Below are 26161 nucleotides of genomic sequence, written 5' to 3'. Positions count from 1 at the left end.
ACTAATAATTTGTTAAACTACTAAGATAGGCATTCCTTAGGAAATCACTATTTTAGCCATAACAATTTCGAAATGCATGGATAAAGAAAAACCATTGATCCTGGTGACCAATGACGACGGGATTACAGCTCCGGGAATCAGGGCTTTAATCGAAGTAATGAAGGAACTCGGAGATGTTATCGTTGTTGCTCCCGATAGTCCGCAAAGTGGAATGGGACATGCCATAACCATTAGCGATACCCTTTTTTGTGAACCAGTTACCATTAAGGAAAACTATAAACATAAAGAATTCAGTTGTTCGGGAACTCCAGCCGATTGCGTAAAGATCGCTACCCAGGAAATCCTGCATCGCAAACCCGATCTTTGTGTTAGTGGAATCAACCACGGTTCCAATTCTTCGATTAATGTTATTTACTCAGGTACGATGAGTGCAGCGGTAGAAGCCGGGATTGAAGGGATTCCAGCTATCGGTTTTTCCCTGCTGGATTATTCGCTTACCGCCGATTTCGAACCTTCAAAAAAGTTTGTGAAAGCGATTACGCGAAAAGTTTTAAAACAAGGACTTCCTAAAGGAGTTGTTCTGAATGTAAACTTACCTAAACTCCAGTCTTCAGAAATTAAAGGCATTAAAGTGTGTCGCCAGGCCAATGCTCACTGGGAAGAAGAATTTGATAAGAGAACCAACCCACAGGGCCGCGACTATTACTGGCTTAGCGGAAGATTTGTAAATAAAGACAAAGGTGAAGACACAGATGAATGGGCACTTGCCAACGGATTCGTTTCGGTAGTCCCGGTTCAATTCGACCTTACCGCACACCATTTTATGGACGATCTTAATAACTGGGAACTCAATGATTAAGCAGAATATTTTTATAGGATTTCTTGTTGGGCTGGCCTTTAATATTGGAGGCATTCTTCTCTATATCCTGGTTTTTTCAGCATATGGAATAGACCACACAATAGAAGACGCCATCATCAACGATTATATAGGAAAGATTATCGCCCTGGGAGCCATCCTCAATTTTCTGCCATTTTTTGTTTTCCTGAAAAAGAAACAGCATTATCACGCCAGGGGTGTATTACTCGCCACTATTGTAGCGGCCGTAGCCATCGCATTTTCAAAAATATTTTAAATGAAATACTACCTCATTGCCGGCGAAGCTTCAGGCGATCTCCACGCCTCAAACCTTATGAAGGCCCTAAAAGAAACAGATCCTAAGGCCGAATTCCGATTCTGGGGCGGCGATCTAATGCAGCAGCAAGGAGGAGAACTGGTGATGCATTACCGCGAGTTGGCATTTATGGGTTTTGCTGAAGTTCTTGGAAATTTAAAAACCATACTTCGCAATATAAGTTTCTGTAAAGATGATATAAGTAAATACCAGCCAGATGTGATCATCTTTGTAGATTATCCGGGCTTTAATATGCGTATTGCAAAATGGGCGAAGGCACAGGGTTTTAGAACACATTATTATATTTCCCCGCAAATCTGGGCCTGGAAGGAAAATCGCATCAAAGCAATAAAAAGGGATATCGACCAGATGTATGTTATCCTTCCCTTCGAAAAAGAATTTTATGAAGAGAAACATAATTTCCCCGTTCACTTTGTGGGCCATCCATTAATTGATGCGATCTCTCACCAAAAACTTGTTGATGCCCCAAATTTTAAAAAACAGCACAACTTAAATGATAAGCCAATAATTGCATTACTTCCAGGAAGCCGAAAACAGGAGATAGCTAAAATGCTGGAAATCATGTTGAGTATCACAAACGATTTTCCGGATTATCAATTTATTATCGCCGGTGCCCCAAGCCAGGAGGAAGAATTTTACCAGCCGTATTTTAAAAAAAACAAGGTTAAACTGGTAATGGATAAGACCTATGAAATACTAAGCCTATCTCACGCTGCGTTAGTAACATCGGGAACAGCTACTTTGGAAACAGCTCTTTTCAAAGTACCCGAGGTGGTTTGTTATAAGGGAAGTTTTATCTCTTACCATATCGCTAAACAGATCGTAAATTTGGAATTTATTTCCCTGGTGAACTTAATTATGAAACGCGAAGTAGTAACAGAATTAATCCAACGAAACTTCAATAAAAATTCATTAAAAAGAGAACTTAGCAAAATTCTGAAGGATGAGCACAGGAATAAGATTTTCGAAGACTATTACCTGCTGGAACAAAAATTAGGTGGCAAAGGTGCAAGCCAAAAGACCGCGCAACTAATCTTTGATACGATTAATTAAAGCTGATATGCAATTTCGGTTAAAATTTATCATTCTAATTATATCGGGCCTGGCCCTTACCTCCTGTGGCTCCTCCCGGTCTAAGGTTATCATTACAAAAACCGAAAACGGCACCCAAATAGAACCCACAAACAAGCAGGTACATAATATTATCTCCCACGCCCTGGATTTTGAAGGCACCCGTTACAAATATGGCGGAATCACTAAAAAAGGCGTGGATTGTTCCGGCCTGATCTACACCTCATTTCTCAAAGAGGACATCGCTATGCCCCGCACCTCACGCGATCTTTCCCTTAAAGGCAAAAGGCTTTACCTCAAAGATGTATCGCCCGGGGATCTACTATTCTTCGAAACCAACAAAAAAAGAAAGGTTATCAACCACGTTGGCCTTGTAGTAGAAGTGGCAGATGAGATCCGGTTTATTCATTCTTCTACATCACGGGGAGTGATTATTTCTTCTCTGGAAGACAATTACTGGAAAAGCAATTTTGTGATGGCACGCCGGGTTTTATAAATTTTTCATATCTTCCTTAGTCTTTTCCCCAGATCGCACTTTAAATTAAGCGATGCGATTTCTGAATTTCACATTTATAAAACTAAGTCTTAGCTTTCTCCCGGGAATAATAGCTGGATTTTACCTGGATATGCCGTTACAGGTTCTATTTTGGATAATCAGTCTGTTGATGCCGGTTTTTATTTTGGCTTATTATCGCGCCAGAAAGCAGATCTTCCCTGATGCTTTCTTCGGAATTCTGGTCTTCCTTGTTATTTTTATCCTTGGATTCTTAACGGCTAGTCTGCACGTCCCTGGAAATCGTTCGCTTCACTATATTAAAGCTAAAGTAAATCTCCAAGAAACTTTGCTCCAGGCCCGTATAGCCGAAAAATTAAAACCTACACGATATAACCAGCGGTACATAATTAGAGCAGAAGCCTTCAGAACAGAGCACCAGGAAGCAAGATTAACGGAAGGTAAGCTTCTGCTCAGCACAGAAAAAGACGCAACAGAATTCCAGGTAGGCGATGTGCTCCTGTTCCCCTACCGCCCATCAGATATCAATTCTCCGCTTAACCCGTACCAGTTTGACTATAAAAATTATATGGAAAAACAGGCAGTGCTGAAACAGCTCCGGATTAATTCTGCAGAAATCCTGAAAATAAACGAGAGTTTATCTCCCATAAGTTTCGCAGAAAATCTAAGAGAACGGATCATAAAAAAGCTTCAGGCCGCCAGTTTTTCTGAAGCAGAACAAAGTATCATCCAGGCCTTATTACTGGGGCAGCGTAGAGATATTTCCAGGAAGATCTACGATCAATATGCCGCCGCCGGGGCCGTGCATATACTTGCAGTTTCAGGTTTACACGTGGGGATCATTCTACTTATTCTTAATGTTCTACTAAAACCCTTGGAAAGCATAAAACACGGAAGACTTTTAAAAACCATTCTGTTGCTTTTGCTTATATGGGGCTTCGCACTTCTTGCCGGACTTTCACCCTCGGTAGTTAGGGCTGTAAGTATGTTCTCTTTTGTGGCTGTTGGAATGCAACTTAAACGTAAAACCAGTGTGATGAATAGTCTGTTTATTTCGCTTTTCGTTTTACTGCTGATAAATCCTTATTTCATTTTCCAAGTAGGCTTTCAGTTAAGTTATCTGGCCGTTTTCAGTATTGTGGCTTTTCAGCCTTTTCTCTATCGGCTGATAAGGCCTAAATTTAAGCTGATAAAATATATGTGGGGTTTACTGACTGTTAGTGTCGCAGCACAACTCGGAGTTCTACCATTAAGTTTGTTCTATTTTCATCAATTCCCTGCCTTATTCTTTCTATCAAACCTGGTGATCCTTCCGGCATTGGGAATTATCCTGGGCTTAGGAATTTTAGTAATCCTGTTGAGCTTATTAAATTTTTTACCAGATCAATTAGCGGAGATCTATGGCCAGCTTATCAGTTATATGAACCAATTTATTGGTTGGGTAGCGGTACAGGAAGATTTTCTCTTTAACGAGATTTCCTTTTCTATACTTCAAAGTATTACAGCCTATTTTATAATCCTGGCCTTGTTCTATCTGCTAATTCAAAAAACCTACAGGACATTCGTTTTTTTGTTTTTGGGAATAATCAGTTTTCAACTAAGCAGTATTTATGAAAAACAAAAGCATTTTTCTGAAGAAGCTGTTATTTTTCATAAAAGCAGGAACAATCTAATAGGCTTATACCAAAACAGGAATTTGCAACTCTATCATAATCCGGACAGTCTTGCTGCGGCACAAAGAATTATAAGCGATTATAAAACCGGAAAAAACATCACAGAAACAGAAACCGACACCATTAAAAATGTCTTGAGGATTAGAGACAAAAACCTTCTGATAATAGATAGCAGCGGGATCTATGATATCCCGAACCTGGAACCAGACCTCCTTTTAATTACTCAGTCTCCCAAAATTAATTTGGAGCGAGTACTAAATTTAGTCAATCCCTCTCAGGTAATTGCAGATGGTAGTAATTACAATAGTTTTGTAGCCCGTTGGGAAGAAACCTGCCGAAAACAAAAAGTCCCTTTCCACCACACAGGTAGAAAGGGAGCTTTCCGCATTTTTACAGAACCTAAGGCTCTATATCAACTAACACTTAAACTTTAACTAAAAAGTGCCTTCAAAGCTTTCCTGATACTCAGCAAAAGCTTTCTTTGTTGTCATTTTTTTATATTCATCGGTACCGAATAATTTTAAATAGATCTCCAATTGTTGTGGAGTTCGGTAACCCGTTATTGGTGCTATTAAGTTTGCTTCTTCATCAAAGAACACAAGGGTAGGATAACCTCTTACTCCAAGGGCTGCCGTAAACTGATGCGTTGTATTCCGACCTTTTTTATTGGGGTCAAAATTAGGATTGGTGAATTCCTTGTCCCCGAAATTAACTTCTTCATCCCCTTCGGCATTAAATTTTACGGCGTAATAATTATCATTTACATATGCAATCACATCCTCATTAGAAAAAGTATTCCTATCAAGCATCTTACAAGGACCACACCAGGTGGTATAGGCATCCATAAATATCTTTTTAGGCTCCTTTTTCTGGGCCTCGAGAGCCTCATTCATAGACATCCAGTTAATCTCCTGAGCCTGAAGGAAACTTGTTGCAAAGAACAATAGAAATAGAATAAAAATTTTATGCATAAAGAAATATTTTAGGCTTTAGTCGAACAACAACTCTATCCTAACAAAAAACGTTCCTCAAATTTAAGGAACGTTTTTCTTATTATAAAACCATTTAACCTAATGCTTTTTCTCTGTATCGGCAATCTCATAATTTTCCTGCTCCAGCATTTCATGCTCTTCATCTTCAACTCCATGAGTTAAGCGTTTTAGAGGCTTAAGCATAATAAGCACAATTACTGCGAAGGTTACCGTAAATATGGTGATTCCGGAAAATATTGCAAGATCTCCTGCTGAAGCTGCAAATTCTCCCAGGATTCCAGCCACTTTATTTCCAAGCCCGGTAGCTGCAAAATAGACTCCCATCATTAAGGAAGCGTATTTCATAGGTGCCAGTTTGGTAATGAAAGATAATGCAACCGGGGAGCTACTTAGTTCTCCAATTGTATGGAAAAGATACGCAAGCACTAACCAGTACATCGCTGAAGACCCATTGGCTTCGAATTGCACAGAAGCGGCAGCCATAAAGACAAATCCTAAGCCCATTATAATAACCCCTATTGCCATTTTAAATATTGAAGAGGCTTCTTTATTCTTTAGTTTTCGTTTCGCCCAGAAATTAGCTACCAACACACCAAAAGTGATAATAAATAATGCGTTTAATGACTGGAACCAGGATGCAGGAACCTCATTCCCAATACCCGGCAGCGTAAATGGAAGGGCCCTATTCGTTTTATCCAGTGCATAAATATTCATCAATCCTCCTGCTTGCTCAAAAGCACCCCAGAAGACAATTACCAAAATAAAAGATAAGAGCATTACAACGTAGCGATCCTTCATGACCTGAGTGGTTAGATCCTTATAAACCATAAGCATCATCGCGGTAACCAGAGTAAGGAAGATAAATAACAAACCATAAGCCCAGGATTCGAATACCAGCACATATAATGATACGATCATTAATACCGAGGTAACAACCAATTGAATTGGTGACTGGAACAAATCTGAAAAAAGTCCGGAAAGAGAAGCTCCTTCATCCCTTTCGGCTTTTGATAAGAGATTACCCACATTTACAAGGTATTTTTGCCCCCATAGATACACTATCAAACCAAGAGCCATAGCGATTCCGGCAAGACCGAAGCCGTAATGCCAGCCAATTTGTTCACCAACGTATCCAACGAGCAAACTCGAAAGAAATGCTCCCAGGTTAATTCCTATATAAAAAATGGTAAATCCTTTATCTCTTCTTATATCTCCAGGCTTGTAAAGCCCACCTACCATGGTAGAGATATTGGGTTTAAGCATTCCAACACCTGCTATGATAAGACCTAAACCAGTGTAAAATGCCCACATTTCTTCAACGGCAAGAATAGTATGTCCTGCAACCAGGATTATTCCACCCCAGAGTACGGTTTTTTTCTGTCCCAAAAGCTTATCGGCGATTATACCGCCGGGGATAGAGACTATATAGACAAGCATAGTATACCACCCGTAAAGAGCAAGAGCCTCTCCCTGGGTCCAGCCAAGACCGGCATTTCCATCGGTAGTTGCACTTACCAGATATAAAACCAGGATGGCGCGCATCCCATAATAGGAAAAACGCTCCCACATTTCAGTAAAAAACAGGATATAAAGCCCCATTGGATGCCCAAATAATTCCTTTTGAGGCGCTGGTGTTGTCGTAGTAGCCATTAACTTAGATTTGGTTTAAAGATTTTCAGTGATAAAATTGGTCATTTTAGTATAAAGGTGACGTCTGGTATTCCCTCCATAGATTCCGTGATTTTTATCAGGATAGATGGCCCAGTCAAATTGTTTGTTTGCCTGAATTAGAGCCTCTACCATACGCATGGTATTTTGAAGATGCACATTATCATCTCCTCCCCCATGGATCAATAAATAATCACCTTTAAGTTTCTCCACATGATTTATCGGAGAATTCTCATCATATCCCGATGGATTCTCCTGTGGAGTCGTCATATATCTTTCGGTATAAATAGTATCGTAGAATCTCCAGCTTGTAACCGGAGCAACAGCGATAGCCAGCGAAAACACATCATTACCTTTCAAGATAGCGTTAGAAGACATAAACCCACCGTAACTCCAACCCCAGATACCTATACGATCTTCATCGATATATTCTCTGGCACCTAAAACTCTGGCAGCTTCTATCTGGTCTTCCACTTCGTATTTCCCAAGTTCTTTTTGAGTTACCTTTTTAAAATCGGCGCCTTTAAGGCCTGTTCCTCTTCCGTCTACGGTCGCTATGATATAACCCTTATCTGCAAGAAGCTGATACCAGTAATCATTAGTCCCGAAATAAGAATTTGAAACCGACTGTGATCCCGGCCCTGAATACTGGAACATCAGTAATGGATATTCCTTATTGGGATCAAAATCTGAAGGTTTGATCATCCACATATTGAGTTCGTTGCCGTTCACCTCAATGGTGCTCAATTCTTTTGGCGAAAAATTATAAGCTTCTTCTTTTTCCAGTAAGGCCGAATTATCCTTGATCTTCCTTACCAGCCTGCCATTTTTGGCATTGTGAAGGGTATATTCGTATGGGGTTTCAGTATTTGTAAAGGAATTGATAAAATAGGTGTAGTCTGCACTGAAATCGGCGCTGTTCATCCCGGTTTTGTCGGTTAAACGGGTTTTCCCCTTGCCGTTTGGTTTTATCGAGTAAACATCACGATTTACACTTCCATTCTCGGTGCTCTGGTAAAAGATCCTGTTGGATTTTTTATCGTATCCGTAGTAATTTGTTACTTCCCACTCTCCGGAGGTTACCTGATTCTCAAGCTCTCCATCTTCATCATAAAGATAAATATGGTTCCAACCGTCTTTTTCACTGGTCCAGATAAAATCATTGTCTTCCAGAAAAGTCAAATTATCGGTAACATCTATGTAAGCCTCGTCAGTCTCAGTCATCACAATCTCGGCCTCATTATCTTCAGCATCAACAAAGATTAGGTCCAATTTATTCTGATGTCTGTTCAACACCTGTACACTTAGGATCTCGGGATCCTGAGTCCATTTTATCCGCGGAATATAAAAATCTTCATAATCTCCCAATTCAACATCTTCTATTTCTTCGGAAGCCAGCCCATACAAATGCAGACTTACCTCAGAATTTGTCTCACCTGCCTTAGGATATTTAAATACTTCCTGTTTTGGATAAAGTGCTTCACCAAATATATCCATAGAGAATTCCGGAACATCTTCTTCGTCAAACTTTAAAAAAGCAATCCAATTACCATTTTTATTCCATTCAAAGGCTCTTACAAAAGCAAATTCCTCTTCGTAAACCCAATCTGTAATTCCGTTAATGATCTTATTCTTTTCTCCATCGGAAGTTACTCTGGTTTCTTCCCCTGAATTAATATCGAAAATGTAAATATCGTTCTCATAAACATAAGCTACCTTCGAGACGTCGGGTGAAAAAGTGGGCTCCTGAACTTTTTTATCAGAAAGTTTTATAAGGCTGCCGTCGGCTGTATCGTAGATATAGTAAACTCCGCGCGAAGACCTTCTGTAGATCTGTTCAACTTCAGTAGAAAGCAATATTTTACTTTCATCGTCGCTTAATTCAAAGCCCTGAAAAGAGGAAATTTCATCAAGATCGTTCGTAGAAACCAGGCTGCGGGATTTTTCACCGCTTTTATAATCATAGACATCTATGCTAGCGGTCCCATTTTCGCGGTTTAAAACCACATATTCCTTACCATTATCGAGTGATTGGAGAGATTGTAAGCGTTCCTGGCTAAAAGTGCCATCCCAGATCTCTTCCTGGGTGATTTGTTTATCCTGTGCATAAACAACTGAGGATGCAGTGATTATCAACCCCAGTACAATATTTCTAAATTTCATATTTTTTTGATATAGGTATCAATTCCCAAGTTTACTAAAATTTCAGCAAAATAGGTTAATGAAGAATGTTAAATACTAAGGATTTGTTAAAGAAAGATACGGCCTTAACTTTTAAAATATTTCCTCCCAGTTTTCATTTTTCGGCTATCTAAACATAAGCTTTGTATCTTTGCCCTTCGAAAATTGAATGAACTATGATCTCACCTATTAGTGGTTTTTCCAAATTAACGAAAAAGGAAAAAATAGACTGGCTTGCCGAAACTTACCTGAAAGATCAACCTGAAGATGTGCGGGTACTCCGGCAATACTGGAATGAAGATTCCCGGCTGCAACAGCTGCACGATGAATTTACCGAAAATACCCTGTCCAATTTTTATCTTCCGTTTGGTTTGGCTCCCAATTTTCTGATTAACAAAGAACTTCTGGCGCTACCAATGGCGATTGAAGAAAGCTCTGTTATTGCGGCTGCCAGTAAAGCAGCAAAATTCTGGAGGTCTCGTGGTGGCTTTAAAGCTGAAGTGATCGATATGCAAAAGATAGGGCAGGTACATTTCAGCTATACGGGTGACCCGGAGAAACTTACCGGTTTTTTTGAGGAGGTAAAACCGAAAATGATAGAAGCAGTTAAGCCCATTACCAAAAACATGGAAAAACGCGGGGGCGGGATATTAAATATTGAACTTAAGGATAAAACCGAAAGCTTAAACAACTATTTCCAATTGCACTGCACCTTTGACACCCAGGATTCTATGGGTGCCAATTTTATCAATTCCTGTCTCGAGAAATTTGCCGACGTTTTTCAGCAAGAGGCCAAAGAATTTGAAGCTTTTACTGAAGAAGAAAAGCAGATTGAGATCATAATGAGCATCCTTTCTAATTATGTGCCGCATTGTCTGGTAAGATCAGAAGTTTCCTGCCCGGTGGAAGAGCTTTTTGAAGACGACCAAATGAGTGGTCAGGAATTTGCGGAAAAATTTATACAGGCCATAAAGATTGCCGAAGTCGAACCTTACCGGGCGGTGACCCACAATAAAGGTATTATGAATGGCATTGATGCAGTAGTTCTGGCCACAGGAAATGATTTCAGAGCGGTAGAAGCTGGGATTCACGCTTACGCCTCAAAAAGCGGGAACTACAGCAGTCTCTCCCACGCTAAAGTAGAAGACGGAATATTCACCTTCTGGATGGAAATTCCTCTGGCGCTGGGAACAGTTGGCGGACTAACAAGTTTGCATCCATTGGTGAAATTAGCTCTGGATATTCTGCAACAGCCTTCAGCAAAAAAACTGATGAAGATAGTCGCAGTTGCCGGGCTGGCACAAAATTTTGCAGCGGTTCGCTCACTAATCACCACTGGAATTCAGCAGGGGCATATGAAAATGCACCTTATGAATATTCTTAACCAGCAGAATGCTACCCGGGAAGAGAAACTCGCCTTAACCGATTACTTTAAACATCACACGGTAACCCACAGCAGTGTTATTGAGCAACTCCAAAAGATACGTTTGCAATGAAAAAATTTTACAGCCACGGAAAATTACTAATCACTGGAGAATACGCCGTTCTGGATGGAGCAAAAGCTCTGGCTTTACCTACCAAATACGGTCAGGAAATGCAGGTGGAGAGCACAGATAAACCCGAAATTTCGTGGACAAGCCTTGATGAAAAGGAGGACATATGGTTTGGAGGTAGTTTCATTTTAAAAAATGATAATTTTTTTCTGAAGGAAGAAAATAATAAACCTTCTGTTTTAGACTCCCGCCTGCTCCAGGTGCTAAATGCGGCTAAAATGCTCAATCCTGAGTTTTTTTCTGAAAAACAGGGTTTCAAAATAACCACGAAACTCGACTTTAACCGCAAGTGGGGTTTAGGCAGCTCATCTACTTTAATAAATAATATTGCAAGCTGGCTTAATATTGATGCCTATAAACTACTTGAAAAAACATTTGGAGGGAGCGGTTATGATATTGCGGCCGCGCAGCAGGATTCTGCATTCACCTATCAATTAATAAAGGGGCAGGCATCGGTATTAAAAAGCCATTTTGAGCCACAATTCGAAGACAAATTATTTTTTGTTTACCTAAACCAGAAACAGAACAGCCGGGAAGCGATTGCTCATTACCGCAACCAACCCCGGGAGAATATCGATGTTCTTACAGACAAAATATCCGGACTTACAGAACAATTTCTTCATTGTGAAACCTTGCACGAATTCCGGGTTTTAATGGATCTTCATGAAACCCTAATCTCAAAAGCAATAAACCTCCCAAAAATAAAAACCAGACTATTTCCTGATTTCTCCGGAAGCATAAAAAGCCTTGGAGGTTGGGGCGGGGATTTCGTTCTCGCCACAGGCTCTGAGGAAGACCAACAGTACTTTAGAGACAAAAATTATAATACAATTATTCCTTTCAGCAAAATGAAACTATAAAAAACGCCTCCCAAAAAGGAGGCGTTTTTTATACATTCTTAATGCTTTCAGACTAATAGAATCTGGCTCTGTTATCTTCGATATCGGCCTTTTCCTTTAGCGCTTCAAAAGCACGCTGAGCGGCAGCCTGACGTTGTTTTGCAGTTTCCTGATCTGCAAAATTCTTATACGAATCCATAGCAGGAGCCTCGTTTTTGCTAACCATTTCCACTACATAAACACCTTTCTCTCCGGTTATGGGTTTGCTCACCTGACCAGGTTCCATCGCGAAAACTGAACCTACTACTGCAGGTTCGCTTCCAGCACCCGGAAGAGTTGGATTATTCAAGTTGATAGCATTGGCAGACTGAACACTGCTGTTTTGGGCAGCTGCAATCTCCTCAAGACTATTTCCACTAATTTTATTTTTGATAATCTCAGCTTTCTTTTGTTTGGTAAGAATTGGTATTACTTCAGAAGAGGCATTCTCAGCACTCATAAGCCCGGCATCTCTTTTCGCGGTAAGTTGAGCAACAACATAACCTCCAGAAGTGTCAAACCTCTTAACATCACCAACTTCAGCATCGTCTTCAAAGGCCCACTGAATAATCCTTCTTTGGTTACCTAAACCTGGAATATTTTCTTCCAAGGCTTTAACATCTCTAACCGTTCTAAGATCAAGATTTTCGTTTTTGGTTTGTTCGGCAAAATCCCCTTCACGGACAGCGATCTCAAATTTGGTCACCTCATTAAACAGGTTATTTCTTGAACGCTCAGAAGCTTCAATTTCACGAGCAAGGGTTGCGATTTTCACCGCTCTTTCTCTATCGCTCTGCTCTTCAATATGAATTACATGATAACCAAAATCGGTTTCTATAACCCCTATATCACCGGCATTATTGTCAAAAATATAAGAATCAAATTCAGGCACCATATCGCCAGGTCCGAAATATCCAAGATCTCCACCTTCAGCTTTATTCGATTCATCTGAAGAATACTGGGCAGCCAGGCCTGCGAATTTAGATTTATCATTACGTACAACATTAGCAATACTGTCAGCCAATTGTTCAGCCTCCTCCTTGCTTCTGGTTATATTAGGCGCAAACTGTAAGCCTTGGTAAGATATAAGGATATGGCTTGCTTTAGCAGAATCTGCAATTTGCTTTGCATCTACCATCTTGCTGATTTTGAAATATCCATCGTGCTCATAAGGTCCGAAGCTTTCTCCCACTTCAAGGCTAAAAAGTTCATCACGAAAATCGGATGGAAGATCATTTCTGAACATATATCGATCCTGATAAGGAAGATCGGAGTTTGAATTAACAAAGTCTTCGTAATCTGTAGTCTCGCTAAAACCTGGTAAGGTATCATTGGTTTGAGAAGCAGAATTATATTCCACCCTGGTTTCCATTAACGCAGTAAGGGACTCTTTTGCTTCATTACGATCTTCTTCGGAAGCGTCTTCTTCAAAGAACACATACTGAATGTTTCTGGAAGCTTCCGTTTCAAATTTCGCAGGATTCTTCTTAATATAATCCCTGATCTCATCTTTACTTACCTCCACTTCGTCGTCTGAAACTGAAGTATAAGGAATCTGTACGAATTTCATATTTATATTATCGTTTTCAAAACGATAAGCCTGCTCTCCTTCTTTTAAGGTTGCACCCACTCCGGCTGCTACCATTGAGAAGTATATATTTTCACGGGCAGCACTACCAAGACTGTTCTCGAAATCGAGCCACTGGCGGTAAGCTTCTGGAGAAGTTGACTTCATTGTGGCAACATATTCCCGAACTCTATTTTCATCAAACATTCCTGCCTCATTGGTGAAGTTAGGGTTGTTACCCATCTGGGCACGCATCATTTCCCTGATCTGGGCTTGCTCTGCTCTCACACCTAATTCTTCAAGTTCTTCGTCAAGGATGATCTCGCGGAGCTTATTTTCCCAAACCTGGTTTACCGCCTGAGTTGTACTCGCATTAGCTCCCATATTACGTTGGAGATTTTCAACATTTCGGGCAAATTCCTCCCTGTCTATTTCTTCCCCATTTACGGTTGCGATAACATTTTGAGATTTAGCGGAAGAAAAACCTCCATTACGAATCACATCAGCTAACACGAATGCAAAAAGTGCCAAAGCAATGATAATGATCAAGAAAACAGAACGCTGTCTGATTTTATTTAATACTGCCATTTGTAGTTATTATTTATCGGAATATAGTGGGCGAAAATAGCGTTTTTAAGCTAATTATGAAACTTATAATTAGCAAAATATCAACGATACCAGATTTAATCTGCGGGTTTAATTTTTAGTTCCACCAATTCTATTTTAGTATTGGAAACTTCTTTAATCTCAAATTCGAAATCTTCAATAGAAACCAGCTCCCCCTGTTGGGGGATTTCTTCGGTATAATTCACGATAAAACCGCCCAGGGTTTCATAGTTTTCACCATCGGGAATGTTGATCTTATAAGCTTCATTAAGGTAATCTACTTCCAGCCGGGCCGAGAATAAATAGTGATTTTCATCTAACCGCTCCTCAATGAGTACCGGCGAGTCGTGTTCGTCTTCTATTTCTCCAAAAAGTTCTTCAACAATATCTTCAACGGTTATCATCCCGCTGGTACCGCCGTATTCATCTATTACTACTGCGATACTTTTGCGTTTTTTTATGAGAATATTCAGCACATCCTTCACCCACATGGTTTCAGGGACAAAAACTACCGGCAGCAAAATAGACTTTAATGATTTTGGCTTTTTGAATAATTCAAAACTATGAATATAGCCTATAATGTCATCTATGGTTTCATTATACACCAGAATTTTCGACAATCCGGTTTCGGTAAAAGTTTCAATAAGATCTTTAGGAGCCTGTGCTTTATCTACCGCAACGATCTCGGTTCTTGGAATCATCACCTCCCGGGCCTTGATATCTGAAAATTCAAGCGCGTTTTGAAAAATCTGTATTTCGGTGTCAACATCCTCATCATTTTCCACAGTTTCCATTTGTTCATTGATAAAGTTACCCAGGTCAACTTTGCTAAAAGCCAGCTGCACTTCGTCCCCTTCGGTTTTAAAGAATTTCTTCAAAACAAAATCAGAAATCCAGATAACAAAATCAGAAATAAAAGTAAAAATGACATAGAAAAAATATGCAGGTATGGCGAAAAATTTCAGCATAGAATTCGCATAGATCTGAAAAAAAACTTTGGGGAGGAATTCTGCAGTAAAGAGAATCAACAAAGTTGAAATAACGGTTTGGGTAAGCAGGCTAAGATCGGTTACCAGGTATTCAACAATTCCGTTTTCTATGGGCTGAAGGCCGTTTAGCCAGCTCATAATGAGATCGCCCATGAAGAACCCGTAAACCACCAGGGCAATGTTATTACCCACCAACATGGTGGCAATAAATTTTGAGGGTTTCTTGGTGAGCCTTCTTAAAACCGTGGCCAAAAGATCATTCTGGCGCTTTTCAATCTCAATATAGATTTTGTTGGAAGAAACGTAAGCAATTTCCATCCCAGAAAAAAAGGCTGAAAAGATCAGGGAAAGAATAATTATAAATATCTCGCTTTGCATCGGAGTTATTTGTTGCGCTCTTCAAACTTACGCCTAAAACGCCTTTTAAAGAAGAACATAAATATAGATATCACTACAAAAAAGATAAAAAGGTAAGCCCTGCCGCGTTCGGTATCCCAGATTCTGATACTTTCAAAAAGGAAAAATGCCCCAATAACGAGGTAAGCATACTCAAAAAACTTATAATATTTACTCATCTTCTTTATCTTCTATAATTTGAACCCCTACGTTGGTCCGGGAACGAAAATTACCGAAATTTTGATTAGAATCAAAACCCTGTCCTTCGTTTAGTGCTCCATTAGGGAAGCGTATTTTATTTGGCTTGTCTGTAAAAACCCAGCCCTGGTTTTGATCCCAATAAAGCTGGCTAGCTTCTAAACGGGTACTATCACTAGTATAAATCACAACATCTCCCTGCAGGTCTATTAGGCCGGTTTTCTCGTAGATCACTCCGTAATTTGCGCTTACAGTACTGCTTTTATTCTCGGGATCGAAGAACTCTACCTCAAGTCCATCAGGAAATTCACGGTAAGGGAAATTTTTATTGGTAAAATCAAGCATTCGCTCACTTTTTAGGGTAGCTACAAGCCGGCCCGAATCGGTGTATTTAAGATTCAGGTCCAATGCCTCAGCCTGGGGAGCGTCGCCTTCAAGATCTAAGGCCCTGATCTCACTTAAGTTGCCCTGACATGAAAAAAGCATTGTCACGCCTATTAGCGTGACAATGCCTGAAATTATTTGGTTATATGTGATTTTCATTCTACAAATTAGGGATGCGAACTGTCTCGCCTATCCAGCAACCAATCTTAATTGCCTCTCCGGCATTTCTTCCTTCCTGGAAGATATCAGATTTCTGAGGTGCTCTGCCCATATAGCTACTTGCAGCCTGACTTGCGTTACTAGCAATAGAAGGATCTACACTAGCAGCTCTTCTTGCATAGTCTGCAGCAGCCCAGTAAACAGCTCTTTTCTCAAAGGTGGTGTTCCCACAGTTGTTTGCACTTTGAGCATACATACTTGCGATTTGCAGGTAAGCGCTACCTAAAGAAGGTTTTGCACTTAGTGCTCTTCTATAGTAAGTTCTTGCCTGAGAAAAACTTCCCTGGTCTTTATAGTTACCCGCAATTCTGTAATAAATTCTCGCTTTAGCTGAATTGTCTTTTTCCAGTTCAGCCGCTTCGTTATAATACTGAAGGGCTTTGGATCTGTTTCCTTCAGCTTCAGCTAACTGACCTAAAGAGAATGCTGATTTTGCAGAAGGATCAAGTTTGTGAAGCGCTTCTGAAACCCTCATAAATAATGGGTCTTCAGTACAATCTTTAGCAGAAAGACGTGCGTTAGCATTCCTTAACCAGTCAACATCTGTTTTCTTCTCATCAAAATCTTTGGTATAAAGAGGAATAAGGTTATCACAATCTGCCCTTTGCCCTAGTTTCCCATTAATAGCATTCTTTACCTGGTTGTAGGCTTTTAGGTTGATCTCTGAATTCTTAACAAGGGTTTTTTCCTTTGCAGTAAGAGTCTCTGCTTGATCCTGCTTTTCCAAAAGCGGTGCAAGTCTTTCAGCAAGTTCGTTTTCTTCAGACTCTACTTTAGCGATTACTTCATCGTACTTAGCAAAAACATCTTCAAGAGAACGTTCCCCTGCATCCTGCATATCTACCAAAAGTGAAAAGTAAGCATATATTCCTTTTGGACTGGTAAAGTTATCAGGATCTTCAGTAAAAGCCTTATCAAAAGCTTCATATTGGTCCTCTTTATCTCCTATTTTATAGTCGAACCTAAGTTGAGCAATATCACCGTATACTTTACCTTTTGAAGTTTTTTGAGGAAAAAGCTCTAATCGCTCTTCCCAGAGCTCGATAAGCTCTTCAATAAAAGCTTCTTTTTCTTCGCCTTCAGCATTATCTATTTTATACTTAAGAGCTCTCTCTCCATATTGGAAGGTAGCCAGGCTATATTTTGGACATTCCTTCCTTACCTTCATTAAAGGTTCGTAGGCTGCGTCATAATTTTTTGCCTTTGCATCGTCATAGGCCAATGCCGCCATAGTCGCACAATCATTAGACTGTGCATTTACTACACTTGAACCGAATACGGCTCCAAATACTAATGCTATTAACTTCGCTTTCATTTTCTTTAGTTATAGTGGTTAATCAAATTTTCTTCTTTCAAACCATTTTCTGGCTTCCGTTAGGGAAAACCCTACAGACACCTTGAAAATATCCTCTTTTACCAATCCTGAATCTGTGGTACCGCGCTGTCCATACTCAAATCCAAGGTTGATATTAGAGAATCCTGGTCCTACAGGCAATCCTAATCCAAAAGTGATGCCAAACTCGTTGATGTCCTCATTATTGAGGCTAAGCCCGGTTTCTTCATATCGAAAACCTCCTCTTATCACAACTCTTTTGAAATAGCTGGTTAGGGAGTTATATTGAGGAATATAGTACCCCCCCAATTTATATTGTGCGGCTTCATTATACACCGCAGCCTCATTAAAGGTGTTGGATCGGTCGAGATAGGCATTGCGTCCCGTTTTAATGTATTCTCCACCAAAAAACCATTTATTAGGTCGACCAAGACCGGCCCCAATAGTAATTTGTTCTGCAAGGCTGTATTCTGAATCGGGCACCTCCAGGTCTCTCACTTCTACCGGAATTTCTCCGTTTTGCGTGAAAGCGATAGTAGCAACTTCTCTTTTGTTTTCTGAAGTAAGACTGGTTTCCGGAGAATATGTGGCCGATGCGTGTAGTTTTAGCCTGTCAGAGATCATCGTCTGGAAATCAGCTCCGAAGTTAAAGCTCAAACCTTTAAGGTCTGACCGGCTAATGTCCCGGCTTCCCAACTGTATTTGATCCCTTACCAGGGTTCTTCTATTCTGGAAATTCCCGAAATTATAGCGGGCATCTATTCCAATGCTGAAATTTTTATTTATTTCATATCCACCCGAAAGGTAAACACGGTTAAGACCTCCGCGCCCCTGAAGCCTGCTGGCAACATCCTCCTGAATATCCAGAATGCGATAACCTACTGAAGTTTGAGGAATGAGACCGAAACCAAAGCCGAATTTCCCAACCGGTATTCCTAAAGCGAGATAATCCAGGGATGTGATCTTTGCCTTATCACTCCCCATATCAGACGTCAGACTGCTCTGTTCGTGACTCCCTGCTATGGAATATGTTGTACGTCTTAAACGCCCATACCCGGCAGGATTACTAAGATTAAGGTGAATACTGTCTGAAAACACACTTATACCTCCCATAGAGCGGTTTTCGATGGTTCCTTTAAACTTAGTTAAACCAATTCCGTAATATGAATAAGGGGAAGAGATATTTTCCTGTGCCGCGGCGAGTGCCGTAGTTAATATAGCTACGATTACTATAAATCGTTTAATCATTGAGTCTTGTTAAATTCTAAAATGTAGTTTAAACCCTCAAATAGAAAATTAGGGTTGGCAAATATGCTATTTTTTAATTGCTTTGACAAAAATAGCATATCCCCACCTGTTAAAATAATTGTTAAATCTTTATTTTCAGATTTATACAAATTTATGAATCCGTCGATTTCAAAAAGCACTCCATTAACCGCACCGGAATTCATAGCGCTTTTGGTAGAATTACCGGTGACTCCGGAAGCTTCAACGGGCTTAAATAAGGGTAAATTCCCGGTAAATTCGTGCATGGCTCTTAACCTCATGGTGAGCCCGGGAGAGATAGCTCCCCCCAGGTATTCATCCTTTTTATTTTTAAAATCGTAAGTAATACAACTTCCGGCGTCAATAACCAGCACATTTTCACCGGGATAATTTTTAACCGCAGCAGCGATAAGTGCGATCCGGTCTTTACCTAATGTAGCAGGCGTTGCATAATGATTTGTAAAAGGCTGCTTAATATCCATTGTCAAAATCACAAGTTTGCTGCGTTCCTCGAGAAATTTCTCCTCCCTTTCAGTGTTTTTAATCACCGAAGAAAGGATGGAAAATTCTATATGAGGGAAGGATTTAAAAATTTCTTCGGTTTTTTGAAAAAATTCTTTCCCGGGAACTGCAACTTTATATTGAAGGCTACCTTTTTGAAAAACAGCCATTTTCACCAAAGTATTGCCTATATCTACAACTAAATTCACTGGCTTTCTTTTGAATTGGCTAAATTACAAAAGCATTTTTTTAAAAATTCCTTTGTGGGTTAATAAAAATGAAATTATATTTGCAACCGCTTAAAACAAGCAACTGGTGCCTTAGCTCAGTTGGTAGAGCAAAGGACTGAAAATCCTTGTGTCCCTGGTTCGATTCCTGGAGGCACCACCTCAGAAACCCCGACTTATAGTTGGGGTTTTTTGGTTTAAGCCCCTACTGTATTGGGCTGATAGAAAATAAATGAAAATTAGTTTGAAGTAGAATTTACAAAAGGGTACAAATCCAGATAGGAAAGCAATCTATCCGTTTGGTTTTGAGTTGTGAAATTAACAGGAGTTTATTTGCCGATGGAGATTTCCGTTGAAACCCGGAAGGCCGGAGCTTGACCTGCGCCGGCGGATCATGGATCATTTTAATTACAAGTGATGGTATCAGGATTATAATGAGTAATTTCCTACTTTTATACTTGCCCATACAACATTCACTTTATTGGAATTCTACAAGAAGATAAATGAGAATCAACCAATCCAATATCTTATTGGAATTGGCACTATTACCCTGGTTTCCCTTTTTTCTTATCTTTTTATTGATATTATTGGCTATTATGTTGTAGCCTTGATTCTCCTCTTTGCTGTTTCTATCCTGGCAATGTTTTTTGAAATTTTCCCTATAGTTACTGTAGCTGTTTTAAGTGCTCTAATCTGGAATTTTTTCTTTATTCAACCACAATACACCTTTAAAATAAGCACTCCGGAAGACATACTTTTGTTCTTAATGTATTTTATGATTGCCGTTATGAATGCCGTTTTTACCACAAAGATCAGGAAAGCTGAGGCTGCGACCCGGAAACGGCAGGAAAGAGGGAAGACCCTGGAATTATACAATACATTGCTGAATTCACTTTCGCATGAATTAAAAACCCCTATCGCAGCCATAATAGGATCTGTAGATACCTTAAAAGAAAATTCGGAAAAACTATCTAGACAGAATAAAAACGAACTTTATACCGAAATTGAAATTGCAGGTAACAGGTTAAACCGTCAGGTGAAAAACCTCCTTAATATGAGCCGACTGGAAAGTCATTCCATTCATCTGCAATTGAACTGGTATGATATTAATGAATTGATATATGGGGTGATACAACTCAATAAAAGCGACTCTGCTAAGCATCAAATTCTTTTTGAACCGGGAGACGACCTCCCACTTTTCCAGTTAGATGCGGCATTAGTAGAGCAAATATTGCATAATATTTTGCATAATGCCCTTCAGTATACTCCTCCGCGATCGATTATTGAAATCAAGGTCTCTCATACTTCAGAAGGCTGTTTTATTGAAGTAGCCGACAACGGGAAGGGCTTTCCGCAGGATAAAATAGACCGGGTTTTTGATAAATTTTACCGATTGCCTAATACGGCAACCGGTGGCACGGGATTAGGTCTTTCTATTGCCCAGGGATTTGCCAGGGCCCACAATGGAAGTATTGAATTAAAAAACCGACCTTCGGGAGGCGCCAAGTTTATGATAAGAATACCGGCCGCGATGACCGATCCAAAAGAATATCACAATGAATAATGCCGAAATACTTGTTATTGATGATGAACCTCAAATCAGGAAACTACTTAAAATTTCCCTGGAAAGTAACGATTATAAAGTCACCTTAGCTGAAACCGGCACTGAAGGTCTTCATCTTGCTGCAAACCACACTCCTGATCTAATTATCCTTGACTTGGGTTTGCCCGATAAAAACGGCCATGAAATACTAAAGGAATTAAGAGAGTGGTTCGAAAAATCTATCATTATTCTTTCGGTACAGGATGAAGAGGTCGATATTATAAAATCCCTGGATAACGGCGCTACCGATTATCTTACCAAACCCTTTAGAACAGGAGAACTGCTGGCTAGGATAAGAGCTTCCCTGAGAATCAACAAAAATACCGAATTACAACCGAGAATATTTGCTAATGATCTCGAGATAGATCTTTCTGCAAGATTGGTTGAAAGAGATAAAAAGCCGGTTAAACTAACTTCTACTGAATACAGTTTAATCGCACTTTTAGCAAAGAACCAGGGGAGAGTTCTCACCCATCAATTTATACTTAAGGAGATTTGGGGAGTGGGCTCCCAGAACGAAACTCAATACCTGCGGGTTTTTATTGCACAGCTTCGTAAAAAACTGGAAGAGAATCCCAATTCCCCTGTTCATATCATTACCGAAAGTGGCGTAGGCTACCGCTTTGTGTAATCTTTATAAAATCTTTATGTCTTCGGTCTAAATTTTATATTCTGTTTATATGATGAGTCCTAACTTTGTAAGTCAATTAACTAAACCAACATCATGGCTAAGCGGAAAGATGGATCAGGTGAACCTAAAAATCAATCTTATACATACTTAAAATGGCCGGCGATAATTATGGGCGTTCTCGTTGTTATATTAATAGTTAGCCTCGATTATTGTTCTCGTTAAGGCAATTAATTCTCCCACTAAATGTTATCATTTTTAAATTCGCTTCAGTCCAATGTAAAAGTGGAAAGAAGACTCAGGAAATTCTCAGGTTTCTTAAGTTTGATCGGGATAGGTTTGGTCATTTTCGATCTGGGCTTTACTCATGCAGAAGGTGAAAAAGCCATACTTAAGGAGCTCTTTTATTTTATAATAGGGATAGGCCTGGTTAATGTGCTCTTCAGGAAAATAATATCCAAAGTCAAGCCTCCCAAAAAAGTAATACTATTCGACTGGTTGTTAAGCATATCTTTTCTGCTCCTGCTTTTAGTCAGGAATGAATTCATAGTAGAGAATTTTGAGTTTTTAAAGTTCTTTAATAAGATGGGATGGCTCTACCTGGCTATATTATTGTATTTCCTCCGCGAGATTTTTTCCTTTAGGATGAATTTCAATAAGGAATATCTAAATCCTGCCCAACTCTTTGTTGTTAGCTTTATGCTGATCATATTTCTGGGAACACTTTTTCTCTTGCTCCCTAAAGCCACACATTCCGGTATTTCCCTGGTAGACGCACTTTTTACCGCTACCAGCGCGGTTTGTGTTACCGGGCTTATCGTAGTAGACACCGGGACCTATTTTACCGGCTTTGGGCAAAGTGTGATTATGATCTTAATTCAATTGGGAGGCCTTGGAATAATGACCTTCGCGAGTTATTTCAGTTATTTTTTTCGGGGAAACACATCTTATGCCAACCAGCTTATGCTGAAAGACTTAAATAATTCAGATAAAATAGGGGAAGTTTTCGTAGTCTTGAAAAAGATCCTATTACTCACCTTTGGGATCGAAGCTATAGGTGCTATCCTGATCTACCTTAACCTGGATAGGAGTCTTTTCAGCTCGATTCCTGATCAAATTTTCTTTGCCGTTTTTCACAGTATTTCAGGCTTTTGTAACGCCGGGTTTTCAACCCTGGAGAACAGCCTTTACGAACCAGCGTTCCGGTTCAATTATCCCTTGCATCTCATCATTGCAGCATTGTTTATTCTGGGCGGGATAGGTTTTCCTATTTTGCTCAACCTATATAAATATATGCGGTATTATGTACTAAGGAAGTTTCGAAAATTTAAAGATCCGCATCAGGCGCATTATATACCCTGGGTACTTAATCTTAATTCCAGAATTGTTCTTTTAACTACAATAATTCTATTGTTTTCGGGGTCGGTGGTATTCTATATTTTTGAATATAATAATACCCTGGCAGAACACGGCACATTTGGGAAAATGGTAACCGCATTTTTTGGGGCTGCGACTCCCAGAACGGCCGGGTTTAATTCGGTAGATACCTCAGCGCTTCATTTCTCTACATTAATGATCGTGTTCTTATTAATGTGGATAGGAGCTTCCCCGGCATCTACCGGAGGGGGAATAAAAACGAGTACCTTCGCTTTGGCAACACTTAATTTCTTTAGTCTTGCTCGGGGAAAAGACAGAGTTGAGGTGTACCGTCGTGAGGTTTCTCCTGTTTCATTAAGGCGTGCTTTTGCCATAATATCCTTATCGTTCCTGGTTATTGGCGCATCCATTTTTCTGGTCGCATTTTTTGAAGGTGATAAAAATATTACCGACATCACTTTTGAAGCATTTTCAGCCTACAGTACGGTGGGATTAAGTATGGGTATTACCGCAGGTCTTGGAAGTTATTCCAAATTGGTCATTATCGCCACTATGTTTATTGGGAGGGTGAGTATGCTTACAGTCCTTATTGCGATGCTTAGAAATATAAAACATCTTAATTACCGATATCCTTCAGAAGAGATATTGATCAACTAAAAATTTAAAAATATGAAGTACATAATAATAGGATTAGGAAATTTTGGAGCTTCCCTGGCTGAGAAACTGACTACCATGGGAAATGAAGTGATTGGAGTAGATAATAACCTGGATCGCGTTGAAGCCATAAAAGAAAAAATTACTCATGCGATAAGCCTGGATGCGACAGAATTTAATGCGGTAACCAACCTACCTCTAAAAGATACTGATGTAGTAATAGTTGGGATAGGCGAAGATCTGGGAGCCAATATTATGGCTACCGCCTTAATGAAACAACTGAAAGTAAAAAGGTTAGTAAGCAGGGCAGTATCCTCACTACAGGAAATGGTTCTAGAAGCTATGGGAGTAAAAGAGATCATCCATCCGGAAGAGGAAACGGCAGAGCGTTGGTCTAAAAAACTCAATCTTGAAGGAGTAATAGATTCTTTTGAAGTGACCGGAGAATACAGTATCGTAGAGACGGAAATCCCAAAGGAGTATGATGGACAAACCCTACAGGAGGCCGGTTTAAAACGCAAGTATAACATTATTGTGCTTACTACCATTAAAATTTCCGGAGAGAAAAATGAAATTGGAGTCAATAAAAATGTTTCTTCGGTACAGGGAGTGGCTTCAGCCCAAACCATTTTACATCATGGCGATGTAATGGTGTTGTATGGAAATAACCGCGATATAAAAAAGCTCCTCACTAAGATTAGAACATCTGATAGAGAATAGTAAGCAGGCTTAATTTTGAATGAATTAAGATTTCAAAACACCTTTCAAAATGACATTTATCATTAAGAAAAAGATTTTAAAGTCTTAATTTTAAAAATATTATGGTGAAACTTAAAAGTCATGGTTAAAGTACTTAATAAAACAACTAAGGTGATTTTCTGGATATTAATTATACTTGCAATTCTAGTAGGTATTATTGTCTATGGAGGAATGGCTGATGGTTTTAGCCTGAAGTTTTTAGTCTTATTTTCCGGATTACCATTCTTCTTTTTTGTAGTCGGGGCCTTTGGACTTCTTTGGCCAAAAATAAAACCCGCTGGAGAGTCAACGTATATTATTCATGCTCTTGTATTAGGGGTATTATTTTTTATCCTGTTTTTACTTCACACTTGGTTAATCTTACCTCTTATCTGTCCTGACTTCGGAAGATGTCTCGATATGTAAATACTATCTTTATATAAAATAAAAATGTCATTCCCGTGTTTCGGGACTGCTGGAAATGGGCGGGTTTTTGGGTTTCGGGAAAGAACAACAAATTGATATTATTCCTTATGGGGGATTTCCCTCATCCGGTAAAGATATTGGCTGTTTTTAATAAACGAAGATCGAATTGCAGGTGACTGGAAGAATCTGGGAATTATTATTCAAAACTGCCATTGTACTCTTCAACCTTAAGCAAGGGCAGTTTAACAATCAATTCTTTGCCGGTCTCCTCTACCTCAATGGTTTCAGTGGTAAAATATTCATACCTTTCGATTAAATCCTTCAATCCTGCTCCTGATGTCTTTTCTCGCCGAATCTCATACAGATTATTACTCACTATAAGTTTTTCTCTGTGAATACTGATATTGATATGAAGTGGCTTTTCTCTGCTAATTTCGTTATATAATACGGCATTCTCGATAAGTACCTGTAAACATCCGAGTGGTATCTGAAGAGACAAGTATTCCGGAGGGATTTTCATGTTAAATTGTATTCTATCCCCGAAACGGGTTTTTAGCAAATAAATATACGCCTCCACCAATTCCATTTCTTTTGCCAATGTCCCCAATTCTTGTTCACGATCCAGGAAAGACCGGTAGACATAAGATAAGCGATTTACAAATTTGACAGCTTCTTCCGGATCTTTTTCAATAAGGGAATCAAGAGCTTCAAGATTATTAAACAGGAATTGAGGATTCACCTGGTTTTTCAGGTTCTCCAGTTGACCTTTAAATTCTTCTTTTTGTAGCTGTGCATATCGTAAAGCTTCTGCCTGTATTTGCTTCCGAATCCTTTCTCTCTCCACAAAATAATAAATGAAAAGACCCAGGACAGCATGCGCAATGACGTCCCGGCGCAAAGCATCTATGTCAAATGAGGCATTCAGGTCCTCATATCTTGCGTTTAGATACAAGAGCAGTATCCATATTGGCAAGATTTTCATGATCGTAATCAAAAGGAAAGTAGACATGGCTACAGTTATTCCTTCAAGAATATTGATATAAACTGACTCCAGGCGATTAAAAACAGGAGAATGGAGAAAGCGGGAAATCCTGGGATATATCGAGAACAGAGAAAGGAAATAAAGAAATGTAAAGGTGAATTCAATTCCGGAGGTGTAATGTAGCTCTACGAATATACTCCCATATTTTACATAAAGGAATATTAGTTGGATTGCGACAGTTATTAACCCAGCCACAAGTATTCTGTGCAGCCAAACCCGATACCGCGGTTTTATTTTCTCAGCTAATTTCAGTCTCATTTCCTGGTCATTATTCAATAATCTCT

The 26161-nt window shown here is 39.5% G+C and carries 22 protein-coding genes and 1 tRNA gene; 13 read left to right on the top strand and 10 right to left on the bottom strand.

The window, feature by feature from the left end; all coding sequences use genetic code 11:
- Positions 1 to 76 precede the first annotated feature (76 nt).
- From surE to BM266_RS09265, 5 genes are read left to right on the top strand one after another with little or no spacing between them, the layout of a single operon-like run.
- Positions 77 to 859 carry a 5'/3'-nucleotidase SurE gene (gene surE / locus BM266_RS09285; RefSeq protein ID WP_093408719.1) on the top strand — a complete coding sequence of 261 codons (783 nt, stop codon included), beginning with the start codon at positions 77 to 79 and terminating at the stop codon, positions 857 to 859.
- Complete coding sequence (locus BM266_RS09280; RefSeq protein ID WP_093408716.1) at positions 852 to 1133, top strand: hypothetical protein; 282 nt, start codon at positions 852 to 854, stop codon at positions 1131 to 1133. The genes surE and BM266_RS09280 overlap by 8 nt, the downstream gene beginning before the upstream one ends.
- Positions 1134 to 2246: a lipid-A-disaccharide synthase gene (gene lpxB, locus BM266_RS09275; protein ID WP_093408714.1), complete on the top strand. Its 1113-nt coding sequence runs from the start codon at positions 1134 to 1136 to the stop codon at positions 2244 to 2246.
- A 7-nt stretch (positions 2247 to 2253) separates the two neighbouring features.
- Positions 2254 to 2760: a C40 family peptidase gene (locus tag BM266_RS09270; RefSeq protein WP_093408711.1), complete on the top strand. Its 507-nt coding sequence runs from the start codon at positions 2254 to 2256 to the stop codon at positions 2758 to 2760.
- A 52-nt stretch (positions 2761 to 2812) separates the two neighbouring features.
- Positions 2813 to 4885, top strand: a complete 2073-nt coding sequence (locus BM266_RS09265; RefSeq protein ID WP_093408708.1) for a ComEC/Rec2 family competence protein — start codon at positions 2813 to 2815, stop codon at positions 4883 to 4885.
- On the opposite strand, the gene BM266_RS09260 is transcribed toward BM266_RS09265, so the two are convergent.
- The 3 genes from BM266_RS09260 to BM266_RS09250 all read right to left on the bottom strand — a co-directional run bounded on the left by BM266_RS09260 (position 4886) and on the right by BM266_RS09250 (position 9274).
- On the bottom strand, positions 4886 to 5422 hold the full coding sequence (locus tag BM266_RS09260) for a thioredoxin family protein (protein WP_093408706.1): 537 nt from the start codon (positions 5420 to 5422) through the stop codon (positions 4886 to 4888).
- Positions 5423 to 5521: 99 nt separating this feature from the next.
- Entirely contained in the window at positions 5522 to 7093 is a 1572-nt protein-coding gene (locus tag BM266_RS09255) for a peptide MFS transporter (RefSeq protein WP_093408703.1), read from the bottom strand.
- A 15-nt stretch (positions 7094 to 7108) separates the two neighbouring features.
- Positions 7109 to 9274: a S9 family peptidase gene (locus BM266_RS09250; RefSeq protein WP_093408701.1), complete on the bottom strand. Its 2166-nt coding sequence runs from the start codon at positions 9272 to 9274 to the stop codon at positions 7109 to 7111.
- A 194-nt stretch (positions 9275 to 9468) separates the two neighbouring features.
- Here BM266_RS09250 and BM266_RS09245 point away from each other — a divergent pair, with 194 nt between their 5' ends.
- Together BM266_RS09245 and BM266_RS09240 are read left to right on the top strand one after the other, a co-directional pair.
- Entirely contained in the window at positions 9469 to 10788 is a 1320-nt protein-coding gene (locus BM266_RS09245) for a hydroxymethylglutaryl-CoA reductase, degradative (RefSeq protein ID WP_093408698.1), read from the top strand.
- The gene (locus tag BM266_RS09240; RefSeq protein ID WP_093408695.1) at positions 10785 to 11705 is read left to right on the top strand and encodes a GYDIA family GHMP kinase; all 921 of its coding nucleotides are present in this window, start codon (positions 10785 to 10787) and stop codon (positions 11703 to 11705) included. The genes BM266_RS09245 and BM266_RS09240 overlap by 4 nt, the downstream gene beginning before the upstream one ends.
- Positions 11706 to 11757: 52 nt before the next feature.
- Here BM266_RS09240 and BM266_RS09235 read toward each other — a convergent pair whose 3' ends face one another.
- The 6 genes from BM266_RS09235 to BM266_RS09205 form a co-directional block, all read right to left on the bottom strand.
- Positions 11758 to 13878 carry a peptidylprolyl isomerase gene (locus BM266_RS09235; protein WP_093408693.1) on the bottom strand — a complete coding sequence of 707 codons (2121 nt, stop codon included), beginning with the start codon at positions 13876 to 13878 and terminating at the stop codon, positions 11758 to 11760.
- Positions 13879 to 13973: 95 nt separating this feature from the next.
- A complete protein-coding gene (locus BM266_RS09230; protein WP_093408690.1) occupies positions 13974 to 15263 on the bottom strand; it encodes a hemolysin family protein in 1290 nt (429 codons plus the stop codon).
- A 189-nt stretch (positions 15264 to 15452) separates the two neighbouring features.
- Positions 15453 to 16022, bottom strand: a complete 570-nt coding sequence (gene lptC, locus BM266_RS09220; RefSeq protein WP_093408685.1) for an LPS export ABC transporter periplasmic protein LptC — start codon at positions 16020 to 16022, stop codon at positions 15453 to 15455.
- Position 16023: 1 nt separating this feature from the next.
- Positions 16024 to 17397 carry a hypothetical protein gene (locus tag BM266_RS09215; protein ID WP_093408683.1) on the bottom strand — a complete coding sequence of 458 codons (1374 nt, stop codon included), beginning with the start codon at positions 17395 to 17397 and terminating at the stop codon, positions 16024 to 16026.
- A gap of 18 nt (positions 17398 to 17415) precedes the next feature.
- Positions 17416 to 18663: a BamG family beta-barrel-assembly machinery protein gene (locus BM266_RS09210; RefSeq protein WP_093408680.1), complete on the bottom strand. Its 1248-nt coding sequence runs from the start codon at positions 18661 to 18663 to the stop codon at positions 17416 to 17418.
- Positions 18660 to 19391, bottom strand: coding sequence for a type III pantothenate kinase (locus BM266_RS09205; protein ID WP_093408678.1), 732 nt, complete (start codon positions 19389 to 19391; stop codon positions 18660 to 18662). Before BM266_RS09205 ends, BM266_RS09210 begins: the two co-directional genes overlap by 4 nt.
- 105 nt (positions 19392 to 19496) lie before the next feature.
- Between BM266_RS09205 and BM266_RS09200 the strand changes: the two genes are divergently transcribed.
- The 6 genes from BM266_RS09200 (at position 19497) to BM266_RS09175 (ending at position 24835) form a co-directional block, all read left to right on the top strand.
- Positions 19497 to 19569 (top strand) — tRNA-Phe (locus BM266_RS09200).
- A 321-nt stretch (positions 19570 to 19890) separates the two neighbouring features.
- The gene (locus tag BM266_RS09195; protein WP_245760414.1) at positions 19891 to 20973 is read left to right on the top strand and encodes a sensor histidine kinase; all 1083 of its coding nucleotides are present in this window, start codon (positions 19891 to 19893) and stop codon (positions 20971 to 20973) included.
- Complete coding sequence (locus tag BM266_RS09190) at positions 20966 to 21643, top strand: response regulator (RefSeq protein WP_093408675.1); 678 nt, start codon at positions 20966 to 20968, stop codon at positions 21641 to 21643. The genes BM266_RS09195 and BM266_RS09190 overlap by 8 nt, the downstream gene beginning before the upstream one ends.
- Positions 21644 to 21886: 243 nt before the next feature.
- Positions 21887 to 23674 (top strand): TrkH family potassium uptake protein, encoded by a 1788-nt coding sequence (locus tag BM266_RS09185; RefSeq protein WP_093408672.1) that lies wholly within the window; start codon positions 21887 to 21889, stop codon positions 23672 to 23674.
- 12 nt (positions 23675 to 23686) lie between these two features.
- Positions 23687 to 24391 (top strand): potassium channel family protein, encoded by a 705-nt coding sequence (locus tag BM266_RS09180; protein ID WP_093408670.1) that lies wholly within the window; start codon positions 23687 to 23689, stop codon positions 24389 to 24391.
- Between the two features lie 120 nt (positions 24392 to 24511).
- Positions 24512 to 24835, top strand: coding sequence for a hypothetical protein (locus BM266_RS09175; RefSeq protein WP_093408667.1), 324 nt, complete (start codon positions 24512 to 24514; stop codon positions 24833 to 24835).
- 196 nt (positions 24836 to 25031) lie between these two features.
- On the opposite strand, the gene BM266_RS09170 is transcribed toward BM266_RS09175, so the two are convergent.
- Positions 25032 to 26135, bottom strand: a complete 1104-nt coding sequence (locus BM266_RS09170) for a sensor histidine kinase (protein ID WP_093408665.1) — start codon at positions 26133 to 26135, stop codon at positions 25032 to 25034.
- Positions 26136 to 26161 lie beyond the last annotated feature (26 nt).

It is taken from the genome of Salegentibacter flavus, from assembly GCF_900115145.1.
Lineage (GTDB): Bacteria > Bacteroidota > Bacteroidia > Flavobacteriales > Flavobacteriaceae > Salegentibacter > Salegentibacter flavus.
This window is presented reverse-complemented; position numbering and strand designations above follow the sequence as displayed.

Excerpts from the sequence above, each read along its gene's own strand:
- BM266_RS09210 (WP_093408680.1), bottom strand. The coding sequence starts at position 18,663 with ATGATTAAACGATTTATAGTAATCGTAGCTATATTAACTACGGCACTC.
- BM266_RS09185 (WP_093408672.1), top strand. The coding sequence starts at position 21,887 with ATGTTATCATTTTTAAATTCGCTTCAGTCCAATGTAAAAGTGGAAAGA.
- BM266_RS09215 (WP_093408683.1), bottom strand. The coding sequence starts at position 17,397 with ATGAAAGCGAAGTTAATAGCATTAGTATTTGGAGCCGTATTCGGTTCA.
- BM266_RS09230 (WP_093408690.1), bottom strand. The coding sequence starts at position 15,263 with ATGCAAAGCGAGATATTTATAATTATTCTTTCCCTGATCTTTTCAGCC.
- BM266_RS09255 (WP_093408703.1), bottom strand. The coding sequence starts at position 7,093 with ATGGCTACTACGACAACACCAGCGCCTCAAAAGGAATTATTTGGGCAT.
- BM266_RS09265 (WP_093408708.1), top strand. The coding sequence starts at position 2,813 with ATGCGATTTCTGAATTTCACATTTATAAAACTAAGTCTTAGCTTTCTC.
- BM266_RS09245 (WP_093408698.1), top strand. The coding sequence starts at position 9,469 with ATGATCTCACCTATTAGTGGTTTTTCCAAATTAACGAAAAAGGAAAAA.
- BM266_RS09190 (WP_093408675.1), top strand. The coding sequence starts at position 20,966 with ATGAATAATGCCGAAATACTTGTTATTGATGATGAACCTCAAATCAGG.
- BM266_RS09170 (WP_093408665.1), bottom strand. The coding sequence starts at position 26,135 with ATGAGACTGAAATTAGCTGAGAAAATAAAACCGCGGTATCGGGTTTGG.
- BM266_RS09175 (WP_093408667.1), top strand. The coding sequence starts at position 24,512 with ATGGTTAAAGTACTTAATAAAACAACTAAGGTGATTTTCTGGATATTA.
- BM266_RS09240 (WP_093408695.1), top strand. The coding sequence starts at position 10,785 with ATGAAAAAATTTTACAGCCACGGAAAATTACTAATCACTGGAGAATAC.
- lptC (WP_093408685.1), bottom strand. The coding sequence starts at position 16,022 with ATGAAAATCACATATAACCAAATAATTTCAGGCATTGTCACGCTAATA.
- BM266_RS09180 (WP_093408670.1), top strand. The coding sequence starts at position 23,687 with ATGAAGTACATAATAATAGGATTAGGAAATTTTGGAGCTTCCCTGGCT.
- BM266_RS09250 (WP_093408701.1), bottom strand. The coding sequence starts at position 9,274 with ATGAAATTTAGAAATATTGTACTGGGGTTGATAATCACTGCATCCTCA.
- lpxB (WP_093408714.1), top strand. The coding sequence starts at position 1,134 with ATGAAATACTACCTCATTGCCGGCGAAGCTTCAGGCGATCTCCACGCC.
- BM266_RS09270 (WP_093408711.1), top strand. The coding sequence starts at position 2,254 with ATGCAATTTCGGTTAAAATTTATCATTCTAATTATATCGGGCCTGGCC.
- surE (WP_093408719.1), top strand. The coding sequence starts at position 77 with ATGGATAAAGAAAAACCATTGATCCTGGTGACCAATGACGACGGGATT.
- BM266_RS09280 (WP_093408716.1), top strand. The coding sequence starts at position 852 with ATGATTAAGCAGAATATTTTTATAGGATTTCTTGTTGGGCTGGCCTTT.
- BM266_RS09260 (WP_093408706.1), bottom strand. The coding sequence starts at position 5,422 with ATGCATAAAATTTTTATTCTATTTCTATTGTTCTTTGCAACAAGTTTC.
- BM266_RS09235 (WP_093408693.1), bottom strand. The coding sequence starts at position 13,878 with ATGGCAGTATTAAATAAAATCAGACAGCGTTCTGTTTTCTTGATCATT.